Annotated in this window: 9 protein-coding genes; 6 read left to right on the top strand and 3 right to left on the bottom strand. The window is 60.2% G+C overall.

Features of this window, described 5'->3' with window-relative positions:
- The first annotated feature begins 951 nt into the window (after positions 1-951).
- Positions 952-5,133, top strand: a complete 4,182-nt coding sequence (gene hrpA / locus ABH944_RS34865; RefSeq protein WP_472975141.1) for an ATP-dependent RNA helicase HrpA — start codon at positions 952-954, stop codon at positions 5,131-5,133.
- A 79-nt stretch (positions 5,134-5,212) separates the two neighbouring features.
- Here hrpA and ABH944_RS34870 read toward each other — a convergent pair whose 3' ends face one another.
- The gene (locus tag ABH944_RS34870; RefSeq protein ID WP_404612387.1) at positions 5,213-5,839 is read right to left on the bottom strand and encodes an outer membrane protein assembly factor BamE; all 627 of its coding nucleotides are present in this window, start codon (positions 5,837-5,839) and stop codon (positions 5,213-5,215) included.
- Positions 5,840-5,862: 23 nt separating this feature from the next.
- Positions 5,863-7,785, bottom strand: a complete 1,923-nt coding sequence (locus ABH944_RS34875) for a YadA-like family protein (protein ID WP_404612389.1) — start codon at positions 7,783-7,785, stop codon at positions 5,863-5,865.
- Positions 7,786-8,312: 527 nt separating this feature from the next.
- Here ABH944_RS34875 and ABH944_RS34880 point away from each other — a divergent pair.
- The 4 genes from ABH944_RS34880 to ABH944_RS34895 all read left to right on the top strand — a co-directional run bounded on the left by ABH944_RS34880 (position 8,313) and on the right by ABH944_RS34895 (position 12,338).
- The gene (locus ABH944_RS34880; RefSeq protein WP_404612391.1) at positions 8,313-9,314 is read left to right on the top strand and encodes a YVTN family beta-propeller repeat protein; all 1,002 of its coding nucleotides are present in this window, start codon (positions 8,313-8,315) and stop codon (positions 9,312-9,314) included.
- 109 nt (positions 9,315-9,423) lie between these two features.
- Positions 9,424-10,443 (top strand): sterol desaturase family protein, encoded by a 1,020-nt coding sequence (locus ABH944_RS34885; RefSeq protein ID WP_404612393.1) that lies wholly within the window; start codon positions 9,424-9,426, stop codon positions 10,441-10,443.
- A 202-nt stretch (positions 10,444-10,645) separates the two neighbouring features.
- The gene (locus ABH944_RS34890) at positions 10,646-11,503 is read left to right on the top strand and encodes an EI24 domain-containing protein (RefSeq protein ID WP_404612395.1); all 858 of its coding nucleotides are present in this window, start codon (positions 10,646-10,648) and stop codon (positions 11,501-11,503) included.
- A gap of 22 nt (positions 11,504-11,525) precedes the next feature.
- Complete coding sequence (locus ABH944_RS34895; RefSeq protein ID WP_404612397.1) at positions 11,526-12,338, top strand: competence/damage-inducible protein A; 813 nt, start codon at positions 11,526-11,528, stop codon at positions 12,336-12,338.
- Between the two features lie 39 nt (positions 12,339-12,377).
- Here ABH944_RS34895 and ABH944_RS34900 read toward each other — a convergent pair whose 3' ends face one another.
- Positions 12,378-12,842 (bottom strand): rhodanese-like domain-containing protein, encoded by a 465-nt coding sequence (locus ABH944_RS34900; RefSeq protein WP_404612399.1) that lies wholly within the window; start codon positions 12,840-12,842, stop codon positions 12,378-12,380.
- Positions 12,843-13,209: 367 nt separating this feature from the next.
- Between ABH944_RS34900 and glnA the strand changes: the two genes are divergently transcribed.
- The gene (glnA, locus tag ABH944_RS34905) at positions 13,210-14,625 is read left to right on the top strand and encodes a type I glutamate--ammonia ligase (protein WP_213763361.1); all 1,416 of its coding nucleotides are present in this window, start codon (positions 13,210-13,212) and stop codon (positions 14,623-14,625) included.
- The last annotated feature ends 140 nt before the right edge of the window (positions 14,626-14,765 follow it).

Consider the following 14,765-nt stretch of genomic DNA (forward strand, 5'->3'; position numbering starts at 1 on the left):
GCCGATGACGACGCGGAGAGCGCCGTCAACCGCAAGAAGGAAGCGGCTGCGCGGCGGTTCGCGGGGGCATCGGGCAATTCTGCTGCCGGTGCTTCCAAGGCGGTGCCCGGTGGTGCGGGCACAAGCTCGGCTGCCCCGCAGACCGCGAAGAAAAATGTTCAGAAAAGCGCGGCGGGTTCGCCTGCGCTTTCCCGCGATCAGCCGAAAGGGTCTTCGAGCGCGGCTCCGTCTTCCCGGGAGCCCGCGCGGCGAAAAGACGAGCGCGGCGGGTTGGATTTGTTATCGACTTTATTGTCGGATAAGGAAGGGGGTCCCAACGTTTCATCGAACGCTGGTGATCGGCGTGACCAGGGCGCGAATGCACGTGTTTCGAGCCAGGGCGATTTATCGGCGACGAAGCGGGCCGGCAGTAACCCTCCGGTAACCAATCCGCCCACACCCCAGGTTCACCCTGTTCATCCGGCCGCTGACGCTTTCGCGCAACAGCGGGTTGCGCAGCAGCGTCCGGCGCCGGCCAGAGAGGGACGGCGGGAGCCGGAATCTCGTATCAGTGAGCGTGGCACTGCCGGGCAGCCGGCAACCGGTAATCGTGCGCAAGAACACCGGGGGCAGGACGGGAAGGTCGCTCATGCTCAGAAACGCGCGCCGGACGCAAAACACATGGCTCACGATGCTCGCCCGCAAGCGCGTCCGGGCGGGCTGGAGAAGCCTGTGGCTGGTCGTGAATCAGTGCGCAATGCCCATCGACCTGCGCCGGTCACCGCCAACGCGCGCGTGGAACGCCACGAGCGCAGCGCGAAAGCCGGCCACCTTCCTGAAGGGCCGCGCGACAACATGCAAGTGGCGACCGCGTCAGACTCGCAATCGTCGTGGAACCGGCCGGCTGTCAATGTTGCGAATGTTTCGGAACGCGGCCCGCGTCGTCGCGACGACGCGCTGCGGCCGGGAGCTATGTCCGAGCCGTTGCGGGACACAGGGTCTTCGCTCAAGCCGCTCATGGCAGCGGCGTCCGAAGCATCGGTGGAACAACATTCAGCGCGAAAATCCGACTCAGCCAGGTTGAGTGCCGAGCAGCACGCGCAGCGCAGTCCGCACGATGCCGGATCCGGTGCTTCCGGCTCCCCGGATCGAGCGGCCCGGCCGCCTAAAGGAGAGCGCGCGGGAGAGCGTGCGTCCCCAAGCGCTCAACAGCGCCCGAACGCGCAAACCGATGCCCCGAACGCGCAGCGTCGCGACACCCCGCGCCCGCGTCGAGTGGTCGAGCCAAATCCCATTCCGCCGATCCATTTCCCGGAGACGCTGCCGGTCTCAGCTCGACGCGATGAAATCGCTGCCGCGATCCAGGCAAACCAGGTCGTGATCGTCAGCGGCGAAACGGGCTCCGGAAAAACAACGCAGTTGCCCAAGATCTGTCTGGCCCTCGGCCGGGGCGTTGGCGCGGGCGGTTCGGGGCTGATTGGCCATACGCAGCCGCGACGCATCGCGGCATCGGCGACAGGACGGCGCATCGCTGAAGAACTCGGTACGCCGTTCGGCGAGGTGGTCGGCTACAAGGTGCGTTTCACCGACAACCTGTCGCCCGGCGCATCAGTGAAGCTGATGACCGACGGGATTTTGCTGGCGGAAACGCAGACCGATCCGCTGCTTGCCGCCTACGACACGATCATCATCGATGAGGCGCATGAGCGCAGCCTGAACATCGACTTCCTGCTTGGCTATCTGCGAGAAATCCTGCCTCGGCGTCCGGATTTGAAGGTGATCGTGACATCGGCGACGATTGATGCCGATCGGTTCGCCCGTCATTTTGGCAGTGACGAAAAACCTGCACCGGTGATCGAGGTGAGCGGGCGGCTGTATCCGGTCGAGGTGCGTTATCGCCCGGTGGAAGAGGACAGTCCGGCCGTAAAAGCCGCGCAGGGCACCACGCCCGGCGCGCAGCAAAAAGATCGGCCGGATCGCCCGAAAAGCCAACGTGAAAACGATCGCGATCTGATGGAAGCGATCGTTGACGCCGTCGATGAACTCTGCCGCGAAGGCCCCGGCGACGTCCTCGTGTTTCTGCCCGGCGAGCGCGAAATCCGCGACGCCGCCGAAGCGTTGCGCAAACACCATCCTCCGCACACGGAAATCCTGCCGCTGTTCGCACGTCTTTCCGCGGCCGAGCAGGAACGTGTGTTCAAGACGTCGAACGCACGGCGCATCGTGCTGTCGACGAATGTCGCAGAAACCTCGTTGACGGTCCCGGGGATCCGTTACGTCGTCGATACCGGCCTGGCCCGCGTGAAACGCTATTCGTATCGCAACAAAGTGGAGCAGTTGCAGATCGAGCCGATCTCGCAAAGCTCGGCGAACCAGCGCGCGGGCCGTTGCGGGCGCGTGGCCGACGGCGTGTGCATTCGTCTCTACGAAGAAGACGATTACAACCTGCGCGTGCGCTTCACCGATCCGGAAATCCTGCGGTCATCGCTGGCTGCGGTGATCTTGCGGATGAAGTCGCTGCACCTGACGGCCATCGAAACCTTTCCGTTTCTCGAACCGCCGCCGGGTCGCGCAATCGCCGATGGTTATCAATTGCTGAACGAACTCGGCGCAGTCGATGACGACAACGCGCTCACGCCCCTCGGCCGCGAACTGGCGCGTTTGCCGCTCGATCCGCGCGTTGGTCGGATGATTCTTGCCGCACGCGATCATCAGTCGCTGCGTGAAGTGTTGATCATTGCCAGCGCGTTGTCCGTTCAGGATCCGCGCGACCGTCCGATCGAGGCGCAGGAACAAGCGGATCTGGCGCACAAGAAATTCGCCGATGAGCGTTCCGAGTTCCTGCAGTGGACGAAAATCTGGGCGTGGTTCGAGGATGCGATCGCGCACAAAAAGTCGAACAAACAGCTCACCGATGCATGCCGCGCGAACTTTTTGAATCACGTGCGTCTGCGTGAATGGCGCGATGTGCATTCGCAATTGCTGACCGTCGTGCGCGAACACGGCTGGCGTCTGAACGAATCCGAGGCGACGTTTGAGCAGATTCATCTCGCATTGCTGACCGGTCTGCTCGGCAACGTGGGCCTCAAGGCCGATGACGAGCCGTACTACCTCGGCGCGCGCGGTATCAAGTTCTATCTGTGGCCGGGTTCAGCTCTGTTGAAGAAGGCGGGGCGCTGGGTCGTAGCGGGCGAGCTCGTGGAAACGAGTCGGCTCTACGCACGCTGTATCGCGAAAATCGAGCCTGAATGGCTTGAGCAAGTCGGCGCGCATTTGCTGCGTAAATCGATTTCCGAACCGCATTGGGAAAAGAAAAGCGCGCAAGTTGCAGCGTTCGAACGCGCAACGCTGCACGGCCTGACTGTCTACGCGCGCCGGCGGGTGAGTTTTGGCAAACAAGACCCGGAGCGGGCGCGGGAGTTGTTTATTCGGGGCGCGCTGGTGGACGGCGAGTTCGAGACCAAGCTGCCATTTTTTGCGCACAACCGCAAGCTGCTCGCGGATATCGAACAACTGGAACACAAGTCGCGCAGGCAGGATGTGCTGGTCGACGACGAATTGATCTTTGGTTTCTACGATTCGCTAGTGCCGAAGGGTATCTATTCGGGCGCGGCATTTGAGCGCTGGTATCGCGATGAAGAAAAGAAGGAGGGTGCGTCGCGCCGGTTGTTCCTCTCACGCGATGACCTGATGCGTCACGAAGCTGCCGGCATCACGACAGATCTGTTCCCGAAACGGATGACGATGGCCGGCATCGAAATGACGCTCACCTATCATTTCGAGCCCGGTTCTCCTCGCGATGGCGTGACGCTGGCCGTCCCGCTATTCGGCCTGAATCAAGTCGATGCCCGCCGGTCGGAATGGCTGGTTCGCGGCATGCTGAAGGAGAAAATTCAGTTACTGCTGAAGTCGTTACCGCAGAAATTGCGGCGGCATCTTGTGCCGCTGCCCGAGTTTTCCGCGGGTGTGGTCGAGCGGCACAGCGGCAAGACGTTCGGCGCGGGCGGTTTGCTCGAAGCGCTGATTGCCGACATTCGCGAGCAGACGCAAATCGCGATGAAACAATCGGACTTCAAGCTCGAAACGCTGCCGGCGCATTTGTTCATGAACTTCAAGGTCATCGACGAACACGGCAGGCAACTCGCGATGGGCCGTAACCTTGCCCAGTTGCGGACCGAACTGGGCGGTCAGGCACAGCAGCATTTCCAGAAGCTCGCTGCGGGCGCGACACTGGATATCGGCAATGACGCGGCGGCGCCAGTGACGCGAACGGCTTCCTCATCCGATTCGTCGAGCACCGCGCTGTATGAAAACCTCACCACATGGGATTTCGGAAAGTTGCCCGAATTGCTTGAAATCCGGCGGCGCGGTCAGACGCTGTTCGGCTATCCGGCATTGGTCGATCGGGGAACGCATTGCGACGTTGAAGTATTCGATTCGCCGGAAGAAGCGGCACGGATTCATCGGGCCGGTTTGCGTCGGCTGTTTGCATTGCAGTTGCGTGAGCCGATCCGGTATCTCGAGCGCAATTTGAGTGGATTGCGGGAGATGTCGCTGCAGTACATGGCGCTGGGTACGCAGGAGGAGTTGGGCAGCCAGATTATAGAAACGGCATTGGATCGCGCGTGCCTGCAAGATCCGCTTCCCGATAACGATTCGGATTTCTACGCGCGTCGGGATCAGGGCAAAAGCCGGTTGACGCTGCTGGCACAGGAAATTGCGCGGCTGGCCGGGCAGGTTCTGGCAGATTACGCGATGGTGTCAAAGAAATTGGCGCAGGCTAAATCGTTTGGCGCGCCGTACGTGGATATGGTCGCGCAACTGAACGGGCTGATTGGCAAGCGTTTTATTATCGATACGCCATACACGCAGTTGTCCCACTTCCCACGTTATCTGAACGCGATGGCGCTGCGAATCGACAAGTTGAAGGCGGATGCTGTGCGGGACGCGCGGTTATCGGCGGAGATTGCGCCGCTGCTGCAAAACTATCAGCGGGCGATCGCGCAACGCGGCGGGGTGGCGGATGCGCGATTGAGCGAATACAGATGGTTGCTGGAGGAATTGCGCGTCTCGCTATTTGCGCAGGAACTTCGTACGCCGATGCCGATATCGGTCAAGCGCTTGTACAAAGTGTGGGAATCGATGCAACGATAAGGCACGCAAACAGCGGGCACGTAAAAAAGCGCGAGACCCGGCGGATAGCCAGGCTCGCGCTTTAAGCGTTTTTACAAGGTTACTTTGTTGTTGCGCCCGGGTTCTCAACGACTTCGAGACTCAGAGGCGTTGCTGTCAGAACAGTGGCGTCAGAACTCACCGGATCGCTAGCTTCGGTGCTGACAGGGGCGACAGGGGTGACCACATACTTCTGCCATTTGCCGTCGGCAAGCGTTTCCACGTTGTCGCCGCATTTCCGATAGAAATTGCGAGCTGCATCATGCGAGGTGAATACGGCCTTCAACTGGCAGACCATTTGCGGTGTGCCAGCGTCGTTAGTTACATTCAGCACGTAGTCCCACTCACGAACGCCGAAGAACCCTTCCTGAAATTGGGGGCGGCCGAGGAGAGACGCGACCTGATTCTTGGTCATGCCGGGCTTGAGCTTGCGCAACGCTTCCGTCAACGGATAGCTACCACCGATATTCGACGCCGATTCCGGAGCTGGAAACACCAACTGGTCTTGACCGCCGTCGCTGGCAAGCCGGCTACCGGTGCCGCACGCCGACAACAAAAGGGCTACTACAAGCGTAGCAGCGAAGGAAGTGCACGCGATGGTTTGCGGAGGGTGAAGTTCATCTCTTGATCGGATTCCGTTGTTTTCATTAACTCGGTGTCGCGGGCCTTTGCAGATCGCCCGCGACACTACCTCTACCTGGCTGCGCTGGCTTACCAGTGCATGCCGGCGCCGACCGAGACGCCGAACTGACCGCGCGTGCTGGTCGTGCCGCTTACTTTGTAGGCCCAGATGCCGTTATCGGAGAGTTGCGACACGCCGATAGCCACTGCCGATTGACCGCCGTAAGTGCCACCGCCCAGGGCCACCATGCCGCGCCCTGGCAACACTGCTTGCGGCAAGCCTGCTACTGCAAGCGCCGCTGCCGTTCCGGCGTAGGCATCGCGACGCGTACCTTCCGTCTTGGAGTCGGTGTAGTCGTTGGCTTGCTTCAGCGTGTGGCCGGCGCTTTGGTTCAACTGGTTCACGTTGACTGCGTCGGTGCCCTGGGTACCGGCTGCGACGTTCGTGATCTGACGTTCGCTGCCGGCGGCCCCAACGGATACCGTGTTCGCGCGATCTGCAACCGAATTCTGGCCGAGCGCAACGGCATCGCTCGCAGACGCCTGGGCGCCGCTGCCCATGGCAACCGATCCCGTGCCGGTCACCACTGCGTTCTGGCCGAGCGCAACCGAGTTGTCGGCGGAGGCTTGAGCCCCGCTGCCCATGGCCACGGAGTCCGCGCCGGTTGCCACTGCGTTCGCGCCTGCCGCTACCGAGTGAACGCCGGTTGCCGACGCGGCGTCCGTGCTGGGCGAGCCGTCTGCGCTGAACAGGGGATCACCGGCGTCGACCACAGCATTCTTGACGGCGCTGGCGACGGATGCATTGACCTGGCCAATCGCATCGTTCAATTGGCCGACATTGACGGCGTCATTTGCGTCGACTCCCGCTGCGACGTTATGGATCGCGGTGCCACCGTCGCCTTCGAGGGTGACGTTGCCGTGATCGACCGAGCCATCTGCGTTACGGTCATATTTGACCGCACCATCCGCGCTCGCCGCCGCGGCCGTTGCCTGGTCTCCGACCGCTTTCAACTGCGCGACGTTGACTGCGTCGGTATCCGCCGCGCCGGCTGCGACGCCGCTGATCGTGCGTCCGCCTACGTTCACTTCGCCTGTCGATGTTTGCGGGTCCGACAAGCCATAAGCGGCATAGCCGGATTGCGCACCAATCGTGGTGGCCGATCCGGCGCCGAGTGCCACGCTGTTGGTATTGTTTGCGATTGCGTTGTTACCGATCGCGATTGAATTTTCGAAAGCCGCGTTGGCGTTGGCGTTGGCGTTGGCGCCAACGGCAATGCTGCCCGAGCCGGCCGCGATTGCCGAATGTCCGACGGCGAGAGCATCGACTTCGTTCGCTTGCGCCGAAGCGCCGACAGCGGTTGCCCCGTCGGCCGTAGCGGCTGCATGCGCGCCCAGAGCGTTCGACAACGCGCCGTCCGCCTCGGATCCGTTCCCCAGTGCGATAGATTCAGCACCATTCGCGGCGGCGCCTGCTCCGACGGCGACAGCGTTGATTGTTGCGACCGACGCGTTGCCGACCGCGATCGCGTTTTCGTCGTTCGCATTCGCAGCGACGCCGACCGCTACGGCGTTTTCGCCATTCGCTTGCGAAAAGGCGCCGACGGCCGAGGCGTTATCGCCTTCTGCCTGGGCGAAGGCGCCGACGGCGGTAGCGCCGCCACCCGATGCGGCCGCGTTCGCGCCCACTGCGCTCGCGAGTAGATTGTCAGCCTTCGAGCTGGCGCCGATCGCCGTTGCCTGGTCGCCGTTTGCGACCGCATTTTCCCCGGCGGCGTACGCGTAGACGCCCGACACCTTCGGGGCTGTCATGAGCCCCGCTTTCGGCGCTGCCCAATCGTCGCTAGCCTGCGCGTGAGCCGGCGCTGCCGCCAACAAGCCGCCAATCATTGCCGCCTGCGCGATCCCAAGTTTCGCCGAAGAAGACCGCTTGGTCTTCGACTTCGACGTCTCGGAAGCCGCCACCCACGCGCCAGAGGATTCGTTCCAGACTGCTTTGAAAATTCTATTCATGAAAGAAGGATGTCTAACAATTTGACAAAATACATGTCGGGTTGATCGATGAAACGCTTCGCGCTTATGCCCGTATTGCTGGCCGAACCATAAGACGTGACCGATCCTTGTAACGAGGACCTCCCGCTTCGAAAATTCTGGCCCGCTCGGGCGTTGGACAGTCTTCCTACATTGCGACGCTTCGGACTCAGAAGCTCGGGATGATGGCGTTTATCGAGTCAGCTAAATACACGACTTTTCCTAAAAACATTCGAGAGGATCGATATAAAGTTCGGATTCCAAAATAATTGAAGAATACGTAAAATATCCTCGCACTTTCGGTGCGAGACGCACTGGGGGCAGGCGATTGATCTGCCTGTCGGCGGCTTCTCGATCGGCCCGGGTTGATTTCCCCCGAACGTGAGCGTGGACAGCTGCCACGGCGTTCGTGGTGCCAGCGGTAAAAAAGTGCCGAAAGTCCTTTTTGCATCAAGCTTCGAATGACTCAAACGTTCTACAATGGCGGTTGTTTTCTGACCTGAGTTTTCATGCGCAATTTTCTCCGTACTCGTTTCTCGCGCGCGACCGCCGCATTGATCGCTGCTTTTTCCATCACCGTGCCGGTTCACGCCAACAACGTGATCGTGCTCAATTCCGGTGAGGCCACGCTGAGTTTTATCGACGAAGTGACGCATCAGGTCGTGTCGACGGTTCCCACAGGCAAGGAACCGCACCACTTGATGGCGACGCCGGACAACGCGTCGCTGATCGTTGCGAACTCGGTGTCGAACAATTTGATGTTCATCGACCCGAAGACCGGCAAGCCGCAGCGCTGGGTCGAAAATATCGAGGACCCGTACCAGATCGGTTTCTCGCCGGACAAGAAATGGTTCGTCTCCACCGGCTTGCGGCTCGACCGGCTGGATATCTACCGCTATGACGGCGCCAATATCTCGATCGCAAAACGCATACCGCTGGCGGTCATGCCCAGCCATATCGCGTTCACGAACGACAGCAAGACAGCGTTTATCTCGCTGCAGGTGTCAGGCGAAGTCGCGGCGATCGATCTGGCAACGCAGACGGTGAAATGGAAGATGAAGGTCGGCCCCGTGCCGGCGGGCCTCTGGATGACGCCCAACGATAAATACCTGTTGGTCGGCATGACCGGCGCGGACTACGTCGCGGTGGTGGACTGGCGCAACCAGAAGATCATTGAAACGATCAAGACCGGCAATGGCGCGCACAATTTCCGCTCGCTGGCGGACAGCAAGCATGTGCTGGTGTCGAACCGGGTCGCAAGCACGATCAGCATCATCGACCAGGATTCGCTGACGAATGTGGGCGACATCACGGGTTTGCTGCCGGGGCCGGACGACATGGAGCTTTCCGCTGATAAACGTTATCTTTGGGTGACGTTCCGGTTCGCGAAACGTGTGGGTATCATCGACATGACCAACCGCAAACTTATCCAGACAATTGCTGTAGGCCGTTCTCCTCACGGGATTTACTTTTTCGATCGCGCTCCGGTGACCGGCCCGAACGGTGGTTGAGATTGTCGGTTGAATCATCGGTTGAATTGAAGGGCCGCGGATTGACGAGTGCTTGACCACACCGCGGCGCAGTCAGGGTAGTGGCAACGGGTAAAAGTAACGGAGCACCATGTTTCAATCCATCTTCTCCATGTTCGACAACGTCGTTTCGACCATGCAGACGCTCCTGTACGTCGACGTGGTTCAGCCCTTCCTGTTCAAAGTGGGTTGGATGGACTACGACGAAGACACCTTCGACGCCCTCTATTGGGTGATTGTGGGTGTGCTCGAAGTTCTCGTCATGTATGCCATCCTGCGGCCGCTCGAAGCGTTGCGGCCCGCGGAGAAGTGGCAGGATCGCAAAGGCGTGCGCGTGGATGCGCTTTATACGTGGATCGTCAAGCTGGGGTTCCTGAATCTGTTCTTTTTCTTTACTTTCCAGCCGCTTTTCGACAGCTTCCAGGGCTGGTTGCGGCTTCACGATATTTCCAATATTGAACTCGACAACCTGTGGCCGGGCGTCACTTCCCAGCCTATCGTCGCGTTCCTGATCTATCTGGTCGTGCTTGATTTCGTCGGTTATTGGTATCACCGGACGGAGCACCGAATTGGCATCTGGTGGGAACTGCACGCGGTGCACCACAGCCAGCAAAAGATGTCGCTATGGTCCGACGACAGGAATCATCTGCTTGACAACATAATGCAAGCCGGTGTTTTTGCTACGGTTGCGCTGGCGATCGGCGTGCCGCCATCACAATTCGTCGTGCTCGTCGCAGTAACCAACCTGATGCAAAGCGTCCAGCACGCAAATATTCGCGTGCACTTCGGCTGGCTGGGCGAGCGCCTGCTGGTCAGTCCGGCGTTTCATAGGCGGCATCACGCGATTGGCTACGGCCACGAGGGCACTACATATGGGTGCAACTTCGGCGTGCTGTTGCCGTGGTGGGACATGATGTTCAGGAGCGTGTCCTGGAATCGCGAGCTCGAGCCGACCGGCATCCGGGATCAACTGGCTGTCGGCGCTGTCCCCGGGCGTGATTACGGTAATGGTTTCATCTCGCAGCACTGGCTTGCGTTCAAACGGATAGCGGAACGTATTGCGTCACATCGCGCAACCCGGGCTCCAGGCTCGGATTCGGCCATCGGCTGAGCGGTCCCCGGCGGGTGCGGCCTTCTCCGGGTGCGTCGGGTGTGCCGCCCATTTGAGCTTAGCCCTGCCTGGGCGGTTCGACCCGTGTCGCCGGCTCCGCCCGGCGCGTTGTTTTACGCTGCAGCGTTAGCCATCTGGACGAGCAGCGCGGCATGCGCTCTCTGGTTTATCCTGTCTTCTTTCCCTTTAAACGATCCTTTGCATGAATGACTTGCTGCGTTCGTTCGTGCGCGCGCTCGCGAACGCTTTTCATCCGAGAATGCTGTGGCTGACTTTCATGCCTTTCGCTGTGGCGACAGTGGCGTGGGGCGCCATCCTATGGTTTTTCTGGCAAACGTTGACAGGCGCTGCGCGAAACTGGCTTGACGGCTGGGCGCTGTCATCGGCCATGTACCGGCTTTTCGATTCCATCGGATTCTCGTCGCTGCACGCGGTGATTGCGCCATTTTTCATCGTAATCATGGCGATTCCGCTGATCGTCGTAACCATTTTGTTGCTGATTGCGACGCTTTCCATGCCCGCCGTGATCAAGCTGCTGACGCGGCGCCAATATGCGGCCCTTGAAATGCGGCGCGGAGGTTCCTGGTATGGGAGCCTCGGACACTCAGTCATCACCACGGTCGTATGCCTCGTGCTGCTGGTCGTCACGCTTCCGCTTTGGCTGATACCGCCATTTTTCGCGATCATTCCGCCCGTCTTGTGGGGCTGGTTGACTTATCGCGTAATGACATATGACGCGCTTGCGTTGCATGCCAGCGCGGAGGAGCGGCGGGCGATCGTGCGGCGCGCGCGCTGGCCTCTGTTCGGGATTGGCGTGATCAGCGGTCTGCTCGGATCTTTACCGACCATGCTGTGGGCGTGGTCGGTCTGGCTGCTGCCACTGTTTCCGGTCGTGGCGGCGGTGACCATCTGGATCTACGCATTCATCCTCGTTTTTTCGGCACTCTGGTTTGCGCACTACTGCTTGCATGCGCTTGAGCATCTGCGGATAGAAACCGCTGCGGCTGCGCTTGCCCCTGGCGGTCCCGGCGCGCCGCCAGAATTTCGAATTTCCGGCTAATTTTCACGATCAGGGAGCATTCATGGGCTTTGGCATGATCATCATTGGCGATGAGATTTTGTCCGGTCGCAGGACCGACAAGCATCTGCCGAAAGTTATCGAACTGTTGTCGGCGCGCGGGTTGTCGCTTGACTGGGCGGATTATGTTGGCGATGAGCGTGAACGCATCACCGCGACGCTCAAGCGGGCCTTTGCGTCGGGGGATGTCGTTTTCTCGACGGGCGGCATCGGCGCGACCCCTGACGATCACACGCGGCAGTGCGCCGCCGCTGCACTCGGCGTGCCGCTCGAACTGCATCCGGAAGCGGCCGAACTGATCCGCGCGCGAATCCGCGAAACGGCGGGTGACAAGCCGGTGGATCTCGACCTGCCGGAAAACCTGCATCGGCTGAACATGGGCACGTTTCCGAAGGGCGCGAGCATCATTCCGAACAGCTACAACCGAATTCCGGGGTTTTCGGCCGGCAACATCCATTTCGTGCCAGGTTTTCCCGTCATGGCATGGCCGATGATTGAATGGGTTCTGGACACGAAATACGCGGACCTCCATCACGCGAAGCCGTATGTGGAGCGGTCGGTGCTGGTCTTCGGGTTGCCTGAATCGCGTATCACGCCGTTGATGGAGTCAATCGAAAGCGACTTCGCAGGGGTGCGTGTGTTCAGCCTGCCAAGCGTCGGCGACGCCACGCGCGGTGCAGTGCTTGGGCGCGCGCACATTGATCTGGGCGTCAAGGGCGAGCCGGAAGCAGCGAACGCAGCCTTTGCCCGGTTGCGCGCGGGCGTGGCCGCGCTCGGCGGCGAGATTGTGGAGATTGAGCCGGGCGCAGCAGCTTAAAGGTCGCTGCGAGCCTGGCGGAGCCAGCAGGTAGTTACTTTACGCGCCGATCCAGGGCAGGCCGCGAAAGCACCAGCCGGAAACGGTTTTGCGATGACCCTGTCCGTCCTTGTCGCCCTCAAAGCCTTCGAGCAGGTCGAAGGCTTTGGTAAAGCCCTCCTTTTGAGCCAGGACTGCTGCCAGTTTTGAACGCGCAGCGCTGCGGCAGAGGAACAGAACGGGAGTGTCGGGTGTGGCCACGTCGCGCAACTGCTGCATAAACGCCGCGTTTGGAACCGAGCCGGGATACTGAATCCATTCAATGTGCGAGTACTGCACGGTATCTATAGCCGGCCGGCCGACCCAGTCGAGTTCTGCTCGCGTGCGCACGTCGACCAGGCGAACGGAGGGGTCGAGTTGAAGGAGCTCGAAAGCCTCAGCGGGCAAAATGGCTCCCGCGTAGGGCAACTGGTTTTGATCGGCGCGTTGCGTGGCCTGGGCGTACAACTGCTCGAGCGTGCTCATGGACGAGGTCTCCAATCGGACATTTTAATCAGGCATTCTAGCTCGCTGCCGGCACTGCAATCACGTGCGGGTTCCTGATTTAGCGGTACGCATCGGACTGGTGCGAAGCGTTTGAATTGCCCCGAATCAGTGCTAACGTTACGGGTCTTAGTTTCGCGTGCACCTAATATGTGCATGACTATGCGATTTTGATCGAGTAGGCCCCTTGAAGGGTGATGGTGCTTCCCCGAAAAAGCGCGCAGCTTCAATTGCTTAGCGCAACAATGGTGCACTTGGCATGGAAGCTGCTTTTGACTCTACCGATGGTTTCGAATCGGTTAGGCGGCGAATTGATGTTCGTCGACTTTTGTTAATCAGGAGATAGGTAATGAGCAAATCCGTGGCCGACGTCATGCAACTCGTCAAGGACGAGGACGTCAAGTTTGTCGACTTCCGTTTCACCGACACGCGCGGTAAAGAACAACACGTTTCGGTGCCGGTTTCGGCATTCGACGAAGACAAATTTGAAAGCGGCCACGCTTTCGACGGTTCGTCTATCGCCGGCTGGAAGGGCATCGAAGCGTCGGACATGCTGCTGATCCCGGATGCGGATACTGCGTTCATCGACCCGTTCTATGAAGAGTCGACGCTCGTGATGTCCTGCGACGTGGTGGAACCGGCAGACGGCAAAGGCTATGAACGCGATCCGCGCTCGCTCGCGAAGCGTGCTGAAGCGTATCTGAAGAGCTCGGGTCTGGGCGACGCCGCCTTCTTCGGTCCGGAACCGGAATTCTTCATTTTCGACTCGGTTCGCTGGAGCGCCGATCAGTCGGGCTGCTTCGTGAAGATCGGTTCGGAAGAAGCACCGTGGTCGTCGTCGATGGAATTCGAAGGCGGCAACACGGGTCACCGTCCGGGCACGAAGGGTGGTTATTTCCCGGTTGCGCCGGTCGACACGTTCCAGGACATCCGTTCGGAAATGTGCTTGTTGCTCGAACAAATCGGCATTCCGGTCGAAGTGCACCACCACGAAGTGGCGGGCCAGGGCCAGAACGAAATCGGCACGAAGTTCTCCACGCTGGTTCAACGCGCCGACTGGACGCAGCAACTGAAGTACATCGTTCATAACGTGGCGCACACGTACGGCAAGACGGCGACGTTCATGCCGAAGCCGGTCGTGGGCGATAACGGCTCGGGCATGCACGTTCACCAGTCGATCTGGAAGGACGGCAAGAACCTGTTCGCCGGCGACGGATATGCAGGCCTGTCGGAATTTGCGTTGTTCTACATCGGCGGCATCATCAAGCATGCTCGCGCGCTGAACGCGATCACGAACCCGTCGACGAACTCGTACAAGCGTCTCGTGCCGCACTTCGAAGCACCGGTGAAGCTCGCCTACTCGGCGAAGAACCGCTCGGCTTCCATCCGTATTCCGCACGTGTCGAACCCGAAGGGCCGCCGTATCGAAACGCGTTTCCCGGATCCGATGGCGAACCCGTACCTGTGCTTCTCCGCACTGATGATGGCCGGTCTGGATGGCGTGCAGAACAAGATCCACCCGGGCGAAGCAGCGGACAAGAACCTGTACGACCTGCCGCCGGAAGAGGATGCAAAGATCCCGACCGTGTGTGCCGGCCTCGACGAAGCGCTGGACGCGCTCAACGCTGATCGTGAGTTCCTGACGGTTGGCGGCGTGTTCACCGACTCCATGCTCGACGCGTATATCGAACTGAAGACGAATGAACTGCAGCGCTATCGCCAGGCTGTACATCCGATCGAGTTCGAAATGTACTACTCGCTGTAAAGCGCGTTGCATGGCGTACGTGCTTCTTCGCTCGCTGCACGGCGGAGAAGTGCGTCGCTTGACGCGAAGCAGGAGTGTCGAATGATCAAAAAAGGGACGGCGTGCCGTCCCTTTTTTTAATCGTCGCCGCTTCTCCTGAC

The organism is Caballeronia udeis (genome assembly GCF_044909315.1).
In the GTDB taxonomy this organism is placed as follows: Bacteria; Pseudomonadota; Gammaproteobacteria; order Burkholderiales; family Burkholderiaceae; genus Caballeronia; species Caballeronia udeis_A.

Bases quoted from the DNA above. Each gene is read 5' to 3' on its own strand.
- hrpA (WP_472975141.1), top strand. From the start codon at position 952: ATGTCCGAGCCGTTGCGGGACACAGGGTCTTCGCTCAAGCCGCTCATG.
- ABH944_RS34875 (WP_404612389.1), bottom strand. From the start codon at position 7,785: ATGAATAGAATTTTCAAAGCAGTCTGGAACGAATCCTCTGGCGCGTGG.
- ABH944_RS34880 (WP_404612391.1), top strand. From the start codon at position 8,313: ATGCGCAATTTTCTCCGTACTCGTTTCTCGCGCGCGACCGCCGCATTG.
- ABH944_RS34885 (WP_404612393.1), top strand. From the start codon at position 9,424: ATGTTTCAATCCATCTTCTCCATGTTCGACAACGTCGTTTCGACCATG.
- ABH944_RS34890 (WP_404612395.1), top strand. From the start codon at position 10,646: ATGAATGACTTGCTGCGTTCGTTCGTGCGCGCGCTCGCGAACGCTTTT.
- ABH944_RS34895 (WP_404612397.1), top strand. From the start codon at position 11,526: ATGGGCTTTGGCATGATCATCATTGGCGATGAGATTTTGTCCGGTCGC.
- ABH944_RS34900 (WP_404612399.1), bottom strand. From the start codon at position 12,842: ATGAGCACGCTCGAGCAGTTGTACGCCCAGGCCACGCAACGCGCCGAT.
- glnA (WP_213763361.1), top strand. From the start codon at position 13,210: ATGAGCAAATCCGTGGCCGACGTCATGCAACTCGTCAAGGACGAGGAC.